We start from the raw sequence: 17,515 nt of genomic DNA, 5'->3' as shown, positions 1-17,515 counted from the left end.
TCAGACGCCTGAACAACGTTGAAGGTAGTTTCAACCATCAAAACACCTTTCAAACGCCAGAAAGCACTCGTCGATTGACGTTATCCGGCGCTTGAGCACCAAGCATTTCTTGTTAGATATTCATTTATTACCAATAAAGCTCATCGCCTACAAATAAACAGACACATACTATCTACTGAGTCTAATACTCGTCGGCTGGCTCTACGACTAATGTCTAACCGACTGAGACTATTTGTTTTTTTTGGTTTGGTATAAGGTACTAACAACTAAATGTTAATGAATTTTTAATGATAAGTTGACGCATTGTTTGCGCTTCTGCGTGAGTCAATAACGTTTGTTGGAATAACACGCCTTAGAGTGTGAACGAAAGGAATCAAAATGAGCACTACTTTAGAGTCCGCACATATACAAACAGAGAAGCCTCAAGCCAATGAGGATGAACTCACCTATGAACAACAACATAAACCAAGATCGGAATTTGATTCCCGAGAACAGTATCTAGAACACGAATTGCAAATCATGTCGCCTAAGCGCTGGCGTCCAAATTTGCCGTTTAAAGATTATCGATTTGAGATAGAAGACACCATCCCAGCGATGGCGGCGACCATTGGTAAAGTGGTTATGGTGGGCGCGATTGCAGCCACCTTTGCTGGGGCTCTCGGATTAAATGAAGACTTCATTCTAGAAAACGTTCGTTATGAACTCCTCATCGCCTCTGTTTTCATCATTCTCTTCTCTGGCTTTTTATTGCCGACCGCGAACCTCGCAGGTACACACGGCCCACTCATCCCTTTAATTCCAATTGTGGTTGCAGCAGGCGGACACCCTATGGCCTTTGGGTTGCTGATTGGCGCTTTTGGCCTCATCTTAGCCATCAGTAAAGGTGGCAGCATGTTGGCAAACCTGACCAGTAAAGGCGTGTGTGGCGGCTTGTTGCTCTACCTTGGCTTTGTTGGAACCGCCTCTCAAGTTAAGAAACTGTTCGCTTGGGCTGAAGGAATCGGCATGAGCCACATCGCTTTTGTGGTGATCTTTTGCACCATTATCTTGTACGCGTTATTAGAACATTTCCGTAAACGTTGGTTAGCGGTGCCTCTTAGTTGCTTACTGGGTGGTACGATTGCATTTGCCATGGGTGCGCCATTTGCTTTCCACACTGAGCCTGGCTTGCCTAACATGAACCCTATGTATTGGTGGGGCGAAGATACTGGTTGGATGCTTGGCCTACCGACGATTGAACACTTCATGGTGGTATTGCCATTTGCGATTCTAGCCGTAGCGATGTGGTCACCAGATTTCTTAGGCCATCAAGTATTCCAAAAGATCAGCTATCCAGAACGTACCGAAAAAGTACATATGAACATCGACGACACCATGACCACGGCTTCAATTCGTCAAACGTTCGGTTCTCTACTTGGCGGTACTAACTTTACGTCTTCATGGGGTACTTATATCGTACCAGCGGCGATTGCTAAACGCCCTATTCCTGCTGGCGCGTTGCTCACGGCTCTGTTCTGTATCATCGCCGCAGTTTGGGGCTACCCGATGGATTTAGCTATCTGGCAACCTGTGCTTTGTGTTGCGCTGATTGTTGGAGTATTTGTGCCATTGCTAGAAGCTGGAATGGAAATGACGCGTGAAGGGAAAACCACCCAATCGGCAGCGATTGTTGTATTTTCTTCAGCGCTCGTTAACCCTGCCTTTGGTTGGGCTCTTACTATGCTGTTGGATAACTTAGGCTTAGTCGGTTGTAAAGAACGTAGTAGTGAACTGAGTAAAATGAGCCGTTGGGTGTTGCCTGGCATTATGTTTATTGTGCTAAGTGGCGTAATGGCGTTGGTTGGCCTTCTACCGGGGATTCCGGCGATTATCCCAAGTTTTCGTTAGGCTCGATTAATATTTAGTTTTAGTCGGAACACAAAAAGGCCTCGCACTCGCGAGGCCTTAGTTCATTAGAGATATATTTACTTCTGCATAACATCGCACTTGGTTTTATCTAGACCAAGCCCTTTTGCAGTTAACTTACATTGTTCTTTGATGTCTCTTATCTGGTTCACCCACATCTGCTCAAAAGATGGAATTGAATTACTGTTGATAGTCGCGAAATACTGATCGCGCATCAACAAAAAGTTTGACCTAATAGCTTGCTGATCAGCATAGATCTTAACAGTCTTAGTGAGTAGCTTTGCGATATCTTTCGGGTCGTATGCTATTGACTGTCGTCCATCCTTATCAGCCCCACCGAGAGTAATTTGATACAAGATGTCATAGTAATCACGCTGAATACGATGCACCTGTTTCTGATACCTATCGTAACTGGTTTCTTTTATGGCCTTGTTGAGCTTATCAATATTACCTTGCGTAAATTCATTAAGTAATTCAAAGGTATTGTTTTTTATTAGTTCAGATTTGTCTTTCTGCGATTGCGCAATAATTGAGTATGAAAGCTCATTGAGGCGCAATGCCCTGCTCAATGCTAATTGTTTCGCTTGCGGTGAAATAACAAAGTTGATGATATCGTCCGCATTAGGTTTGGTGTTTGCGTACACTTCTTTAATATCAGTGACTTGTTTCACTTGAAAATCGGACATAAGTGTTGAGTTAGTTAGCACGTCTCCTTGTACAAATTTAGGTAAAGGCCTTGGAGCACACCCGATAACGGTATCTAGGGCTCTCGCGCCTAACGTAAGTTCGTTGCTAAAAACTTCAGTAAGTTGGTCGTTGTAAGGTTGGCACCAAGATTTGTCTGCAACTTCGTTTGTAGACACACATCCAGCGAGTAATAAAACGACTAGTGTTAGATACTTATACATAAGAAATCTCTTTATCTGACGTTGAGTTTAAAGCCTCCCCACATGATGAAAGGTGCTGTTAAAGTTATTTTTATCAGTAAAGAGGTCATTACAGGTTAGATTAGTCATTTACATACAAGTGTGACACCTGTTGTATATTTAATTATGAAGATATAAATATTTCGTATGTTAGGTGCTTGGTTTGTGTGAAGCATACAACACCCCCCTCAAATGCAGTTAAACGATCTCTTCAGATATACGACCGAGGGGAGAACATTCTTTGGCGCTGAACATATAGCTGCACTTGTCACGATCGGTATTCAGTTCCTCCCCTTTTTCGTTACCAACAAGAGATTGGAGATGTAAACCAAGGGGAGGCTAGGAGGGGATTGTCGGTCAAGTCTCATATACATCTGATTCACAAGCAATAACGTAACTTGTTACAATACCCATAATTAACGGGTGGTCTTATTTCGCTATACTCCGCTCCTAATTCCAGAAACAGACCTAATACCAATGAATATCTTTAAAACCTTAGCTCTTTCTATCACGCTATTTTTAGTTGGCTGTGCATCTGGTTCAGCAATATTAGTTGGTGAAGCCAGAGACCCAATTACACCTCTAGAAGTAACACTTTATCTCGAAGCGCCTGAGAACTATGAAAAAATAGCTTTGGTTGATGCATCTAGTGATGCAGGTATGACTAAACAAGGCTCCATCGACTATGCAATCGAAGAGTTAAAAAATCAGGCGGCTAAATTAGGAGCTAATGGGGTCTTACTTCAAGCGACAGGAAGCAACAACTCTGTAGTATTGGGAGGTGTCGGCACAGACTACCAGTACTTAATCCCTGTTTCAGAACAGACAGTTAATGGAATAGCGATCTACACAGAGTAGTTAATATTGTCCAAGTCAGTTGCCTCGTCAGCGCAAACACAAAAGGCCTCGCACGCGCGAGGCCTTAGTTTTATCTGCGTTCCAACGAACGAGCAGCGAAGCGATTTACGATGGTAAACCACATCAACTAGAGAGCCATTCATCCAGTACTTTGATGAATTTAGGATTAATCAGATAACCGATGGAAGCATGCGGATTGCTTTTTCCGTTGCGAATATTAAGGTTATAGACTGGGTTGATATCTTTCATTCCGCCGGGTATCAGACCAAGTTTGAGCATATCTTTAAAGTCATTTCTAATTTTGCTGTCATGAGAAATAAAATCATCTTCTGCCGATATGTTTATCCATTGCTGAATGTTTAAAGGATACTTCTTCTCATCTTTTAAACGGCTCCCTTTTAGCCTGTCTTTTACGTTTTCATCTCCTAACGGTGACCCGAGCGTTAGCAATAAGTTGACCTTCTTATCTGCTCCATAGTCGTGTCTATACTCTCCGTAATGAGACAACTTCCATAACACGTCATAACTGATCATCGACCCAAGACTGTGCGATACAATCATCACATCATCCTGATTATCAAGCGCTTCCTTCAGTTCAACCATTAGCCTATGCCTGACATCGCTGCCAAAATAGGTATCTTCATACCAATAATGCGCCATGTCCGGCGCGACCTTCGTTATGAGTGTCTCAGCCATACTCAGCTTGCCAAATAGCGATGAAAAGGTATCTGCTAGCGCCTCTTTTAGAAAACCAATTTTAGATACCTTGTTATACGTTGTTTTATTGAACTGGCTTGTCTTGTACTTTTTGAGTTCAGACAGCGCTTGTTGTCGACTTGCAGGGTCTTCCGTTGGTTTCTCTAACAATGTGTTCGATAGTTCACCGTAATAGACAAACCGTTTATCGACATCTTTAAAAGCTTGTAATGAACTTGAGTATCCACAATCTCGCTGCAAGCCATGTTCTATAGCCTCGTACCAGAGTGCTTGAAGGGGAGCTTTATCGGGCTTTTGAGCGCGACCATGAATGAATATTGTTTTCTTAGCCATAACAGGACGTCCTAAACACATAGTTAAAGTGATTATCAGTAGAAAGCACCCCTAGATTCGGTCAGCCCTTGCTAATAACAGTGGTGCTGATTACATATCTAGGGGTGGTTGATAGAGCATTTATATAACTATGAGGCTGTCGTTTAAGGACCATAAACGAGTGAAAGACGCGGGTATGACTCGCAAATTGAAATGAATGTATCTAGCAAAATCTCCAACGAACAAAAAGGCCTCACACACGCTAGGCCTTAGTTTTATCTATAGAATGAACATCCATCCTTTAACAGCTACAGCGCCCTACTTCACTGACTTAACCGCTTTCATCAACGTTGTATTGAACTGCTGTGGTTGCTCTAGCATTGGGAAGTGGCCTGAATCTTCAATGTAGTAAATGCTGTAATCCTTGATGTGTTTCTTGTTCGCTTCTGAATCGGTTGGCCATAGGCGAGCGTTAACCAATATTACTGGCACATTCACGTTCTCATACACGCGGTGTGCTTCGCCTGTCACGTATTGGCCTAGATAATGGCTGAACTGGTTTATTGCGATAGCTGGCGGTGCTGATGCCATGTCTTGCGTTACCCGGTAAAGTAAATCCGCGTCTACGTCTTTTGGTAGCGAGTCTTTCACGAACATAGTAATGCCCGCTTGGAAGTCTGCTTCAAACGGTTTAGTCATTGCATCTAGGTCACTTTGTGAAACCGCAAGTGCGACGTTTTGCGATGTGTCGACACCAATAATGCCCTTCACTCTTTTCGGCATCAATTTAGCGGCTTTTGCAATTACGCCACCCGCCATGGAATGGCCGACTAAGATGACGGATTCGAGTTGCTCTTTCTCGATTACCGCTCTGATGTCTTCAGCGAACGCAACCATGGTGTACTCTTCGCGATTAAACGATGAGTTACCGTGCCCCGCTAAGTCCATGGTAATTACTTGGTACTGCTTTGAAAACTCGCTCACTTGGTTTTGCCAAAGCCTGCTGTCTAAGCTCCAACCGTGAATGAAGATCAGCGCCGTCTCCCCACTTCCACTTTTGCCATACGCTATTTGCTCACCATCGTGAGATATTCCAATACCGTACTTAACCGTTGAGTCATGAGCCATGGCACTCATGCTACCAAGTGCCATGAATACCAAGAGTGTGATATTTAAAATTAAGCGTTTCATAGTGTCTCTCTACTTACCTTGGAGGGAACACAGAAAGCGCCCCTCTCAATCAATATAGTCACTATAAAGTGTGAAGTTGTAGACGGGTCAAGAGAATATAAAAAGGCAGAATACCGTTTACCTCACAAGTGATGTACCAATAGCGAGTATGTTGAATTACAACTTCTTGAGATAAATCAAATAAACACAATAACCAAAGATTATGTTATTGATTAAAAAAGCAAACTACTGATATTGTGACGTGCGCATATGGCTTGGGACGTTTCCTACGGTAGATAACCTGAGTTTATTTTAAACAATGGAGTCGCAACTGTGTATACATTTAAGAACACAGAAATTACAAACAAAAAGTCATCTGATTACGAAACAAAGTCGATGCTCTATCTAATGGGGATGCACCCAGACAGTGAGAGAGTCGAGATTGTTGTTGTCGATTGTTTTAATGATGTGACTGGAGTAGACGACAATTTCACATTGATGCTCGATGTTCAAAGTAAAAATTACTCTACATTTTCGCCTTCACTCATAGGCCAAAGCCTATACACATTATTCGATAATTACATTTCAAATTTTAAATTCCATGACTACGTTCTTTTTAGCCAGCCATTAAAACCAAGCTATGTGCATGACTCCAGTTTACGTTCGTTTGATTACTCTAATATCCAAAAGAAAACACAAGAACGTATCGAGAAAAAGCTACGGGAAGTCATCATTAAGAATCACAAAAACGTTGATGAAATAAAACTGATACAGTTCTTAGACGAAGTAACTTTCTTCAATGACGACCACCCTTGTTGCCATTACATTAAAGAACTATCGAGTTTCAAATCAAAGTCTACGATAAGCGATTTAACCTATGGAAACATTTTCAACGAAATAAGAGACAAGCAATCAGCTTTGAAGAACTCAGAGATAGAAAATGAGACTATCTCAACGCCTAATGAAGTTCTAAGACTAGAGAGATACATAACTAAATCGCAAATAAATTCCCTTATTATCAGCCGAATAATAGGAGTAACAGATATCTTTAAAGGAAACGGTATCCCCTTTGCTTTTATGACTGTTGTAAATGAAGAGGGATTAGCAAAAGATAGAGATTCATTAAAAGATACGATACTGGATTGTAACTCTAATCTTAGTCGAACATTATTTGATAAAGGTACGTCGAAGAAATTTTGGCAGCTTTCTGAAGCAGTTATAAAGATTGTTAGGTCATCTAAGAGCGACTGTGTTTATGAGTTGTATGATGAACTACTACTCAAAGTAAAAAAAATGCCTCCACACATGAACAAAATATCCACACAATATTTGATCTCGTTAGTTCTTCAAGGAATGAATAATGATTTTTAAGTCTTTCGCCGTAGGTAACCGAGAAGAGTCTTTTTTCGAAGACAGACTCAGTGATCGAGTAAACGTAATTTATAGTGATGATAACAATCGAGGAAAAACCCTTGTGATGCAGGGGTTACTTTATTCAATAGGTAATAGCTCGATTTTTCCAGATGGGTTTAATGAAAAAGAATATACATTCTATTCGTTAGTTCGAATTGGGGAAATCGATTATCAATTTGTGCGTAAAGGTTCTACTTTTGTAGTCAAAAGCGAAGGACTACTAAAAATATTCGATACTGATTCTGAACTAAGGTCATTTATTGCATCGCTAGTTGGTACTATTCCTAGAGTTCACAAGAAGGGGACGGATGTCACAGTTGATCTAACTACATTTTACGAAATGTTCTTCATTGGACAAGACAAAAGAAACCCATCGTCTCTCATAGGAAATGGTTACTTTAAAAAGGATGACTTTAAGTCAATGCTATGCCAGTTAGGAGGAATTAAAAGGCCTAACTTCGATAATGATAACGAAATAGAAACCAAGCAACTTATCAGAGAGTTAAAAATTCAGCATAAGTCTCTAGTTAAAAAACTCTCATTGTTGTCCAAAACACCATCTTTGGCTTTACTTACCTCAAAAACAGCAGATCACGATGACGCACGTATCGTTCGAAATAAAGCAAAGCTAATAGCAGAAGAAATTAATGAGAAACGTAAGCAACGTAATAGAGAGACTATTCGAGTTGAAAAACTTACGACCCTCATAAATGAATTAAACTCACTTAATAGAAACATGGACTTAGGTGAAATTGTTTGTTCTGATTGCGGTTCGGTAAATATTGTTTTCAAAAACAAAAATATTGAGTTTGATGTAAGTAACAAAGAGGTTAGATCAGAAATAATAAAGTCTATATCTGATAACATATCAGATAAGAACGAAGCTATATTATCACTTAGTTATGAGATAAATACGTTACAAACTAGATTGCGCGAATTAGAGAAAACAACCCCTTCAGATCTATTTCAATTAGCAATGTTTAGTGAAGATATTCGAACCGAAGAACAATATGACTCAGATGCTCATTCAACGCTATTAAAAATACGAGAATTAGAGGCCAAGCAACTTAATGTTAAGAAAGGGTTCAATGATACCAAAGCTCAGTGTAGTGATTTTATCGAACGAATAGTCACTTCAATGAATAATTATTGTAATGAAATAGACCCTAATGCTCGTCTACACTTTAACGACTTATTCTCAAAGCCTAATAATGTATTTTCAGGTAGTGATGAACAAGAATATTATTATTGTCGAACAATGGCAATTAATGAAGTAATTAACCACAACTTCCCCATAGTAATAGATGCATTTAGGGATGGGGAGCTATCCAGTAGTAAAGAAGAAAAAATGCTTGATGAATATATGCGGTTAGAAAAGCAAGTAATACTGACTTCCACTTTGAAGAAAGAGGAATACAACAGCGGTAAGTATTCTGAACAAAGAATTAATAGCATTGATTACAGTAAGCATCCTAATGGTAAGCTATTATCCCCTGTTCACAATGATAAGTTTAGAGACTGTATTAGTACTTTTGGTGGTTTGATTGTTTTATCTTAGAGCACCATATAAGCCTCTAAATATCCGATAATATTTAGTTAGCGCTTGAACCTTATAATTTGGCAAACCCTAGAGTTTAAACTTACGCCTTTACACAAACAAAAAGGCCTCGCAATGCGAGGCCTTTGGTTTTCTATCTATCAGAAGAGATTAGTCGCGAAGTGCTGCGCCGAATTTCTCTGAAATTGAAGCTACGATAGCATCTACTGAACCAGCGATGTCTGCATCTTCAAGTGTGCGCTCTACAGACTGTAGGCTAAGTGCGATTGCTAGGCTCTTCTTACCTTCTTCAACGCCTTGCCCAACGTATACGTCGAACAGTTTAGCGCCAGTTAGGAATTCGCCACCCGCTGCGATACACGCTTCAACGATGTCGCCAGAAGCAACTGCTTCGTCAACAACTACTGCGATATCACGACGGTTTGCAGGGAACTTAGATACGGCTACTGCTTCTGGAAGCACGCGAGTGTTGATAGCTGCCCATTCGATTTCGAATACGATAGTACGGCCGTTTAGACCAAACTTACGCTCTAGTTCTGGGTGAACAGTACCAATGATACCCACTTCTTTGCCGTCTACTACGATAGCCGCAGTTTGACCTGGGTGAAGTGCTGGGTGCTTCGCTGCTTTGAAGCTGTATGCGATTTCGTTTGCAGAAAGCTCAAGAACTGCTTCTAGGTCACCTTTAAGATCGAAGAAATCTACAGTGTTAGTTGCAATATCCCAGTGCTCTTCGCCACGAGTACCAGAGATAACGCCCGCAAGCATCATTTCTTGGCGCATGCCGTTTTCAGCAGTTGCTTCAGGGATGAAACGTAGGCCTGATTCGAATAGACGAACGCGAGACTGTTGACGCTTCTGGTTGTGAACAACTGTGTTTAGAAGACCTTGGATTAGGCCAAGACGCATTGCTGACATGTCCGCAGAGATTGGGAATGGCAGGATTAGCGGCTCAACACCAGGTACAACAAGCTTTTGCTGTTCTGGTTCTACGAAGCTGTATGTGATTGCTTCGTGGTAGCCACGGTCTACAAGAAGGTCACGAACGCGCTTAAGCGGTTGGTTAGCTTCTTTATGGTCATTCATTTTAAGTGCCGCTTTAGGCGCTTGGTTTGGAATGTTATCGTAACCGTAGATACGACCTACTTCTTCAATTAGGTCTTGCTCGATTGCGATATCAAAACGCCAAGATGGAGACGTTGCCGTCCAACCTGCGTCTGTCGTTTCAACGTTACAACCTAGGCGAGTAAGAATTTCCACTACGTCTGTAGATGGAATTTCGTGACCTAGTAGGCTGTCTAGCTTAGCGCGACGTAGAGCAACTACGTTTGCTTTAGGAAGATCAGCTTCAGATTCGCTGCCGTTTACTGGCGCAACTTCACCACCACAGATTTCAACTAGAAGCTGTGTTGCACGCTCCATTGCTGCTGCTTGAAGTGTTGAATCAACACCACGCTCGAAACGTAGAGAAGAATCAGTATGAAGGCCGTAAGCACGTGCGCGACCACGGATGTGATCCGGTGCGAAGAATGCTGCTTCAAGAAGAACGTCTGTTGTTTCAGTAGTAACACCTGAATCTTGACCGCCAAAGATACCAGCGATTGCTAGTGCTTTGTTGTGGTCAGCGATAACAAGTGTGTTGCTGTTTAGTTCAGCTTCGTTGCCATCTAGAAGTGTTAGTTTTTCGCCCTGCTCTGCTAGACGAACCACGATACCGCCTTCGATCTTAGCAAGATCAAATGCGTGCATTGGTTGGCCTTGCTCTAGCATCACGTAGTTTGTGATGTCTACAACTGGGTCGATTGAACGGATACCACAACGACGCAGTTTTTCTTGCATCCAGATTGGAGATTCCGCTTTCACGTTTACGTTCTTAACCACACGGCCAAGGTAACGTGGACAAGCATCAGTTGCTTTGATTTCAACAGATACTGTGTCTTCAATGCTTGTTGCAACAGCTTCAACTGTTGGCTCTGTAACGTCTGCGCGGTTTAGTACGCCAACTTCACGAGCAAGGCCACGGATGCTGAAGCAGTCTGCGCGGTTTGCTGTTAGGTCTACGTCGATAGTTACGTCGTTAAGCTCAAGAAGCTCACGAACGTCCATACCTAGCGTTGTGCCTTCTGGCAGCTCAAGGATGCCGTCAGACTCTACGTCGATACCTAGCTCAGAGAAAGAACAAAGCATGCCGTGCGATGGAACGCCACGTAGTTTTGCTTTCTTGATTTTGAAGTCACCAGGAAGTACTGCGCCAACTGTTGCTACTGCTACAGTTAGGCCAAGACGACAGTTAGATGCACCACATACGATGTCTAAAAGCTCTTTATTACCTTCTGCATCAACAGCGCCGATATCAATTTTAGTTACTTGTAGTTTGTCTGCGTCTGGGTGCTGACCGCACTCAACCACTTTACCTACTTTAACGCCGGTGAAAACACCAGCAACAGGTTCTACATCGTCAACTTCCAAACCAGCCATAGTGATTTGGTGAGCTAGCTCTTCGCTGTTAATTGCAGGTTTAACCCACTCGCGTAGCCAAGATTCACTGAATTTCATAGTTTTGACTGCCCCGGATTACTTGAATTGTTTAAGGAAACGAAGGTCGTTCTCGAAGAACGCACGAAGGTCATTTACGCCGTAACGAAGCATCGTTAGACGCTCTACACCCATACCGAATGCAAAACCAGAGTATTTCTCAGGGTCGATGCCAACAGAGCGAAGTACGTTAGGGTGAACCATGCCACAGCCTAGAACTTCTAGCCATTTGCCATCTTTACGTTTCACGTCAACTTCAGCTGAAGGCTCTGTGAACGGGAAGAATGAAGGACGGAAACGCACTTCAACTTCTTCTTCAAAGAAGTTACAAAGGAAATCGTTAAGAATGCCTTTAAGTTGTGCGAAGTTTACGTTCTCATCAACTAACATACCTTCCACTTGGTGGAACATTGGCGTGTGAGTTTGATCGTAGTCGTTACGGTAAACACGACCCGGAGCAATGAAGCGGAATGGCGGTTTGCCGTTTTCCATCGTACGGATTTGAACACCAGAAGTGTGCGTACGTAGCATTAGATCAGGGTTGAAGAAGAAAGTATCGTGATCAGTACGAGCTGGGTGATCGTCTGCGATATTTAGTGCATCAAAGTTGTGGAATGCATCTTCGATCTCAGGGCCAGACTCAGTGCTAAAGCCAAGCTCACCAAAGAACTGTTCGATACGCTCAACTGTGCGAGTCACTGGGTGAAGACCACCGTTCTCAATGCGACGACCTGGTAGGCTCACATCGATAGTTTCTTCAGCTAGTTTCGCTTCAAGCTCTGCACGTTGTAGTGCGTCTTTGCGAGCTGCGATCGCTTGTTGAACAGCACCTTTCGCTTTGTTGATCTCTTGACCAGCAGTGCGACGCTCTTCAGGTGGAAGTTTACCTAGGCTTTGTAGTTGAAGAGTTAGTTCACCCTTCTTACCTAAATACTGAACTCGCACTTCATCAAGTGCGACTAACGAATCTGCTGTATCAATAGCAGTCGTTGCATTAGCAATGATCTCTTCTAGATGTTGCATCATTTCCTCATCTACCAGTTGGTAGTGTCCGTATCGGATGATTAGTTTTTTTAGATAGCTACACATAGTAATCAAACACGCTACCAATGCCAAATTGAATCGTTAAAAGAGCAAGTTATTGACTAAAAACACGGCAAATTTAACGTTAGGAATCAGAAATTCATTCAAATCAGCAAAATCAAAGAGAAACCGATACATAAACGTCACCAAGTGAGACAGTTTGATTACATTCGGTGAACCTTAGCTAAGGCCGTGATGTTCACAAGAGGTGGATATAGCGAGTGGGACTATGGAAGGAAGCCAAAGAGCGAGGTTTGAAGCCGTCGCTCTTTGTTTTTACGTGAGATTGTTTGTAGGAAACTTGGTTTGTTAAAGAGATGACCCGTGAAAAACCTATCTTTTTGAAGTTAACGGTTAGAAATAGTACTCCAATGCGACTTCAACAAAGTCATCCTTACGAGCGAAGAACAACAAGTCTTCTGGGGTTTCGTTCTCAAACAACCAAGCGTTCAGTCGCCACTTGAGGTTGTTGTTGATACGACTCGATGCTTCTAGCTTTGCACTGTAGACATCACTGTTATCTAAGTCTTGAGTGATGCCTGTAAGCACTTCGGTGCCGTCTTCATCGTTCAATGCGAAACGCGCACCAAGAAACACATCGTTTTGGCCGATGGTTTGGGCGTTATTGCCTCGGCTGTCATACAAGTATTCGGCAATAAATCCGATGTCCCAGTACGATTCAAGCGCCCCAACCCATGTGTATTCAAAGCCTGTCGCGACGCCTGTGTGGTTGTCGTAACTGTCGCGATAAATGCTTTCAAGCTTCCATAACCAGTCACCAATAATGCCTTGCACATCGAGCCCGAAGTGCTGCATTTGCGCGTAATACGGCTTCAGTACATTGCCTTCTACGCGGTAATAAGGGTCGCGGTTTGTGCCGCCTAAGTAACTTAAACCGACATCCCAATCGCCGTACATTTGGCTATAGCGCAGTGCCACATCGACGTGCTTTTCTTCTCGTGAAGATTCGTAAAGCGCATCGTCAGAAACAGGCACTGTTGGTCTTAATCGCCCGTCTTCTCCTGCAAAGGTACGCTCACGAAAATATGGCAGTAACATGGCATCGATGGTTCCCCAGTCTTTGATCGAGGTGAAATGCACCATTGGCTGACCCAATTTTGATTCACCATCGACCGATTCAATGGCATCGGTTTGGTTTACTACGTCCACTAAGTGCGCTGATTCGGTCACGCCCCAGAACACCTTGCCGACACCGGCTCGCAGTTCGTAGTCATCCCAATAGGTTAGATACAAGGCTTCTCGAATGTCTCCATGGGTTCGCTCATCGTCTTCGCTGTCTAGGCGGTAAAAGGGCGTGAAGGTAAAGCTGCCGTTGCCCTCTTGTTGCTCCCAGTAAAACTCTGGCTGCAACACCAGTGAGCTTTGTCCTTTATCTTGCCCTTGTAAGCCGTCGCTAAAGAACTGCCTGTGTTCAAGGTTAACCTGCCCTGCTAGCTCCGGGGTGACCTGCTCTACGAACTCAGAGCTAAAACCTGCCGCCACACATGGCAACGACACCTGCATAAGCCCAACGGTCGCCGCCAAGGTTAAAGATAACTGCGTTCCTGTTAACACAATCCTTTTCATATTCTTGCCTTACTTTGCACGTTTAAGTGTGTTTTTTTGAAAATCCTTGTCCTTAAGACCGGTCTGGAACGCTAAATCTGTCGTGGTTAATACCGTACTTTTGCCTGTTTGGTGGTTTTGCATCGACATGGTGTGTGCGCGCCAGTATTGGTTTAGGTATTGTTTGTAGTCTTGGAACGAGAGGGTTTTCAGCAGTGCGCCTTTACGGTCGTAAAACTCAACCTGAACTGGGCGGTAGTATTGTTGGTCTAGCCATACTTTTTGCATGGTGTAGCCAGAGTTTTTGTCGGTCGGAACTTGCTCTAAAACAAAGGTATCGACACCTTCGATTTTGGCGTCTTCTATGTAGTTAAAGGTGTACTTTTTAAGCTCGAACGAGCTCAAGTCTTCATAAGCAAATTCACTGCCCATAAACGGGCCAGATTTGTTGCGTGAAGAGATGCGTTTTACACGCTTCAATGCTGGCAAGTACAACCATTGATCATCCGATTTAGAGATGTGTGAATGGTTTAAGAAAGCCGTGCCTTTTACGTCACGTGGCTCATCAAAAATAGTCAGCCCTTTATCACCATCGTCATCCACTTCTAACGACTTCAATCGCATTAGGCGTGTGCTGCTTTCACCTTGTTTATTACGAAGCAGCATTTCCATGGTCGCGACAGAATCGCCCCATCCCAAATCAACGGCTTTGCGTTGCTCGGCAATTTCTAGGCCTTTCGCTGGGTCTGCTAATGCTGGGAAAGCCAATACCGCGCCCATGGTAAATAATGTGGTAACGAGAGTTTGTTTAACGGTTTTCATAAATTTCTCCTTGAGTCAGCCCACCGCAGCAGGCTGACGATTCCTTATTTAGTCGAAGTAGACAGTTCGCCAGCTGGGCTAGATTGCTCTGCTGTAGTTAACTCGGCTTTAAGTGGCTTTGATTCGTGTTGAGGTTTATCTGAGTAGTGAGTCTGTTTGTCGAAGATCATCAGTAAGCTCGGTAGCAAGATGAAGTCGACCACCAACGCAATGAAAATCACAATCGCACTGAGTAAGCCCATGTCTGAGTTGAGTCTGAAGCTCGACATCGCCAGTACAGAGAAACCCGCCACGAGTACGACGGTGGTGATCCACAATGCGCGGCCGACGGTGTGGAAGGCGTAACGAACGGCTTCTTCTGCTGATTTACCTTCTAATCGTGCGCGTTGGTATTTACTCAAGAAATGCACCGCATCATCGACCACGATACCCAATGTAAGCGTGACTACGACCGACAAACCAAGGTTGATCTCACCCGAGATAAGCGCCCATAAACCAAAACCAATAATCGCCGGGGCAATGTTTGGCACTAGGCTGATAATGCCCAAGCGAACCGAGCGCAATGCGAAGATCATCAAGCCAGATATAAGCACTAAGGTGATAGGCAGAGTTGATAGCATGCTCGCCATGTTGGTTTCACCAATGTGAGCAAACATCAGTGACGGACTCGATGCCACTACTTCATATTGCGGCGCATTAGCCGCAAACCATGAGTAGATACGCTCTTCGAGTTCCACCAATTCCACGCTGCCTAGGTTGTCGACCGTCAGCACCATTTTGATTGATGATTTATCTACATTGATTTGGTTATTCAAGTCCAAGCCGTACGGCAGAGACATCTCATAAAGCAGCAGATATTGCGCGGCAAGTTCACGGTTAAGCGGCAATTGGTAGTAGCTTTCATCGTCGCCATGCATGTTCTTGTTCAAACGCATGTAGACATCGGAAAGCGTGGCCACATGATCGGTTTCTGGTTGAACACGCAGCCAATCGGTAAAGTCACCAATCGCTTGCAAGAACACAGGATCAGCTATCGCTTGAGACTCGTTAGTTTTGACCGCAATACTGATGGTCGTCATACCGCTTACAGTCTGTTCCATGAAGTCGGCTGCTTGTCTGAATTCGCTAGAGGTATCGAAATACTTCACCGATTCATCATTTACTCTGTTCAATGGAATTAACGCGGCAGCGCCAACAATCACTAAGGTAGAAATCGGCAGCAGTGCTTTGCGGTTGGTTACGACAAAGTCGCCCAGTTTATCCATGAAAGTCACTTTGTTTTGTGCGGCCTCATTGGCTGGCAGAGTTTTAACTGGCAAGAGCTTTAACAGCGCAGGCAGCATAGTCACAGAGAGGAAACACGCGATGATCACGCCCAATGCCGACAAGTTACCGAAGTCTCGTAATACGGGGGAGTCCGACATGTTCATCATCAAGAAACCAATCGCGGTGGTCACTGAGGTAATCAAAATCGGCATCGCATTAAGCTTGATGCTGTATCGAATAGCTTGTGCTTTTTCCATGCCACGCTGCATGGCTTGTCTCATGGTCACAATCACATGAACACAATCGGCCACCGCTAGGGTCAGTACCAAAGTTGGGACGTTAACCGTTGCGGTGCTGAGGAACATCCCTGCCCAGCCAGACAACCCCATGGTCGCGACAATCGAAGAGATAATCACAACTAAGGTCGCCACCACGCTAAAGAATGAGCGCAGCATAAAGGTCAGGAATAGCAACACCACCAATAGCATTAATGGCACCAGTGTTGAGCTGTCTTCTTGAGCCGACATCATGAAAGCATTGTTCATAGCAATGATGCCCGCTTTATGGAATTCGACGTTAGGATAGTCCGCTTGATACTTGGCGATCATAGTGTTGATTGCTGCTATGACTTCTTGCACTTCCGCGGTTTTATCTACTTCAGGTAATTGCACGGTCACGTTAACAATGGTCACATCACCAGAAGCCGACACCAACGCATTCTTAAGCAGAGGTTCGTTTAGCGCGATCTGTTTCACTTTGGCGATTCGCTCGGGCGTATGTTCGTATTCTTCATACAGCAGATCTTCCACCAATAAGTCGTCTTCAACAGCTTCGGTGTGCTGATAATTGGCCAAAGAATCGACACGGCTTGAGTACGGGATCTGCCACGCATCAACGGTGAGATTTTGAATTAAGGTCAGGGTTTCTGGGGTGAAGACGTTGCCGCCATCAGGTGCGACAACAATCGCGAGATTGTCGGTTTTCGCAAAGGTAGTTTGGATTTCATCGAACGCCATCAACTGTTTGTTGTTGCCTTCGAAGAAGATGTTGTAATCCCCTCTAAAGTAGAGGTTCTTCGCCCCTAATGCAGAGAGCATGATGATTGAAAAAACCACCAGCAGAACGATAAACGAACGCTTGGTCGGTATTGAGTGCCAACGGTTATTGAGATCCCCGTTTACGCTATCGATATTACGGTTATCTCGATTTTGGTGATCGAAAGCGGGCTTTTGGCTGTCATGTTCCATCACAGTCTCCATTTGTGACGATTCGTCATAGTTGTGTCATAAAAAGCCAGCCGAAGCTGACAAAAGACACAATTCTTGGTCATACACTCAAGAAAACCTAAACCACATTAGGCTAAACTTAAGTTTGTGACGAATCG

Annotated in this window: 12 protein-coding genes; 4 read left to right on the top strand and 8 right to left on the bottom strand. The window is 43.6% G+C overall.

Annotation, left to right across the window (positions count from 1 at the left end):
* Positions 1 to 378: 378 nt before the first annotated feature.
* A complete protein-coding gene (locus tag OQJ75_RS09840) occupies positions 379 to 1,887 on the top strand; it encodes a DUF3360 domain-containing protein (protein ID WP_265972876.1) in 1,509 nt (502 codons plus the stop codon).
* A gap of 77 nt (positions 1,888 to 1,964) precedes the next feature.
* Here the strand turns inward: OQJ75_RS09840 and OQJ75_RS09835 are convergent, their stop codons facing one another.
* Positions 1,965 to 2,813, bottom strand: coding sequence for a hypothetical protein (locus OQJ75_RS09835; RefSeq protein WP_265972875.1), 849 nt, complete (start codon positions 2,811 to 2,813; stop codon positions 1,965 to 1,967).
* A 495-nt stretch (positions 2,814 to 3,308) separates the two neighbouring features.
* On the opposite strand from OQJ75_RS09835, the gene OQJ75_RS09830 reads away from it, so the two are divergent.
* Positions 3,309 to 3,689 carry a hypothetical protein gene (locus OQJ75_RS09830; RefSeq protein ID WP_102579319.1) on the top strand — a complete coding sequence of 127 codons (381 nt, stop codon included), beginning with the start codon at positions 3,309 to 3,311 and terminating at the stop codon, positions 3,687 to 3,689.
* 123 nt (positions 3,690 to 3,812) lie between these two features.
* Here OQJ75_RS09830 and OQJ75_RS09825 read toward each other — a convergent pair whose 3' ends face one another.
* Both OQJ75_RS09825 and OQJ75_RS09820 read right to left on the bottom strand, forming a co-directional pair.
* Complete coding sequence (locus OQJ75_RS09825; RefSeq protein ID WP_265972873.1) at positions 3,813 to 4,739, bottom strand: hypothetical protein; 927 nt, start codon at positions 4,737 to 4,739, stop codon at positions 3,813 to 3,815.
* Between the two features lie 297 nt (positions 4,740 to 5,036).
* Complete coding sequence (locus tag OQJ75_RS09820; protein ID WP_265972872.1) at positions 5,037 to 5,909, bottom strand: alpha/beta fold hydrolase; 873 nt, start codon at positions 5,907 to 5,909, stop codon at positions 5,037 to 5,039.
* Between the two features lie 312 nt (positions 5,910 to 6,221).
* On the opposite strand from OQJ75_RS09820, the gene OQJ75_RS09815 reads away from it, so the two are divergent.
* The gene (locus OQJ75_RS09815; protein WP_265972870.1) at positions 6,222 to 7,259 is read left to right on the top strand and encodes a hypothetical protein; all 1,038 of its coding nucleotides are present in this window, start codon (positions 6,222 to 6,224) and stop codon (positions 7,257 to 7,259) included.
* Positions 7,249 to 8,859 carry a hypothetical protein gene (locus OQJ75_RS09810; RefSeq protein ID WP_265972868.1) on the top strand — a complete coding sequence of 537 codons (1,611 nt, stop codon included), beginning with the start codon at positions 7,249 to 7,251 and terminating at the stop codon, positions 8,857 to 8,859. Before OQJ75_RS09815 ends, OQJ75_RS09810 begins: the two co-directional genes overlap by 11 nt.
* A 150-nt stretch (positions 8,860 to 9,009) precedes the next feature.
* On the opposite strand, the gene pheT is transcribed toward OQJ75_RS09810, so the two are convergent.
* The 5 genes from pheT to OQJ75_RS09785 form a co-directional block, all read right to left on the bottom strand.
* Entirely contained in the window at positions 9,010 to 11,415 is a 2,406-nt protein-coding gene (gene pheT / locus OQJ75_RS09805; protein ID WP_265972867.1) for a phenylalanine--tRNA ligase subunit beta, read from the bottom strand.
* An 18-nt stretch (positions 11,416 to 11,433) separates the two neighbouring features.
* A complete protein-coding gene (gene pheS, locus OQJ75_RS09800; protein ID WP_004734764.1) occupies positions 11,434 to 12,417 on the bottom strand; it encodes a phenylalanine--tRNA ligase subunit alpha in 984 nt (327 codons plus the stop codon).
* Positions 12,418 to 12,831: 414 nt separating this feature from the next.
* A complete protein-coding gene (locus tag OQJ75_RS09795; RefSeq protein WP_265972866.1) occupies positions 12,832 to 14,064 on the bottom strand; it encodes a hypothetical protein in 1,233 nt (410 codons plus the stop codon).
* 9 nt (positions 14,065 to 14,073) lie between these two features.
* Positions 14,074 to 14,865 carry an outer membrane lipoprotein-sorting protein gene (locus OQJ75_RS09790; RefSeq protein WP_265972865.1) on the bottom strand — a complete coding sequence of 264 codons (792 nt, stop codon included), beginning with the start codon at positions 14,863 to 14,865 and terminating at the stop codon, positions 14,074 to 14,076.
* Positions 14,866 to 14,909: 44 nt separating this feature from the next.
* Positions 14,910 to 17,390 (bottom strand): efflux RND transporter permease subunit, encoded by a 2,481-nt coding sequence (locus OQJ75_RS09785; RefSeq protein ID WP_265972864.1) that lies wholly within the window; start codon positions 17,388 to 17,390, stop codon positions 14,910 to 14,912.
* Positions 17,391 to 17,515: the final 125 nt, after the last annotated feature.

Source organism: Vibrio sp. 14G-20 (genome assembly GCF_026241515.1).
Lineage (GTDB): Bacteria > Pseudomonadota > Gammaproteobacteria > Enterobacterales > Vibrionaceae > Vibrio.
Note: the sequence above shows the minus strand (reverse complement) of the source record. Positions and strands in the feature narration are given on the sequence as shown.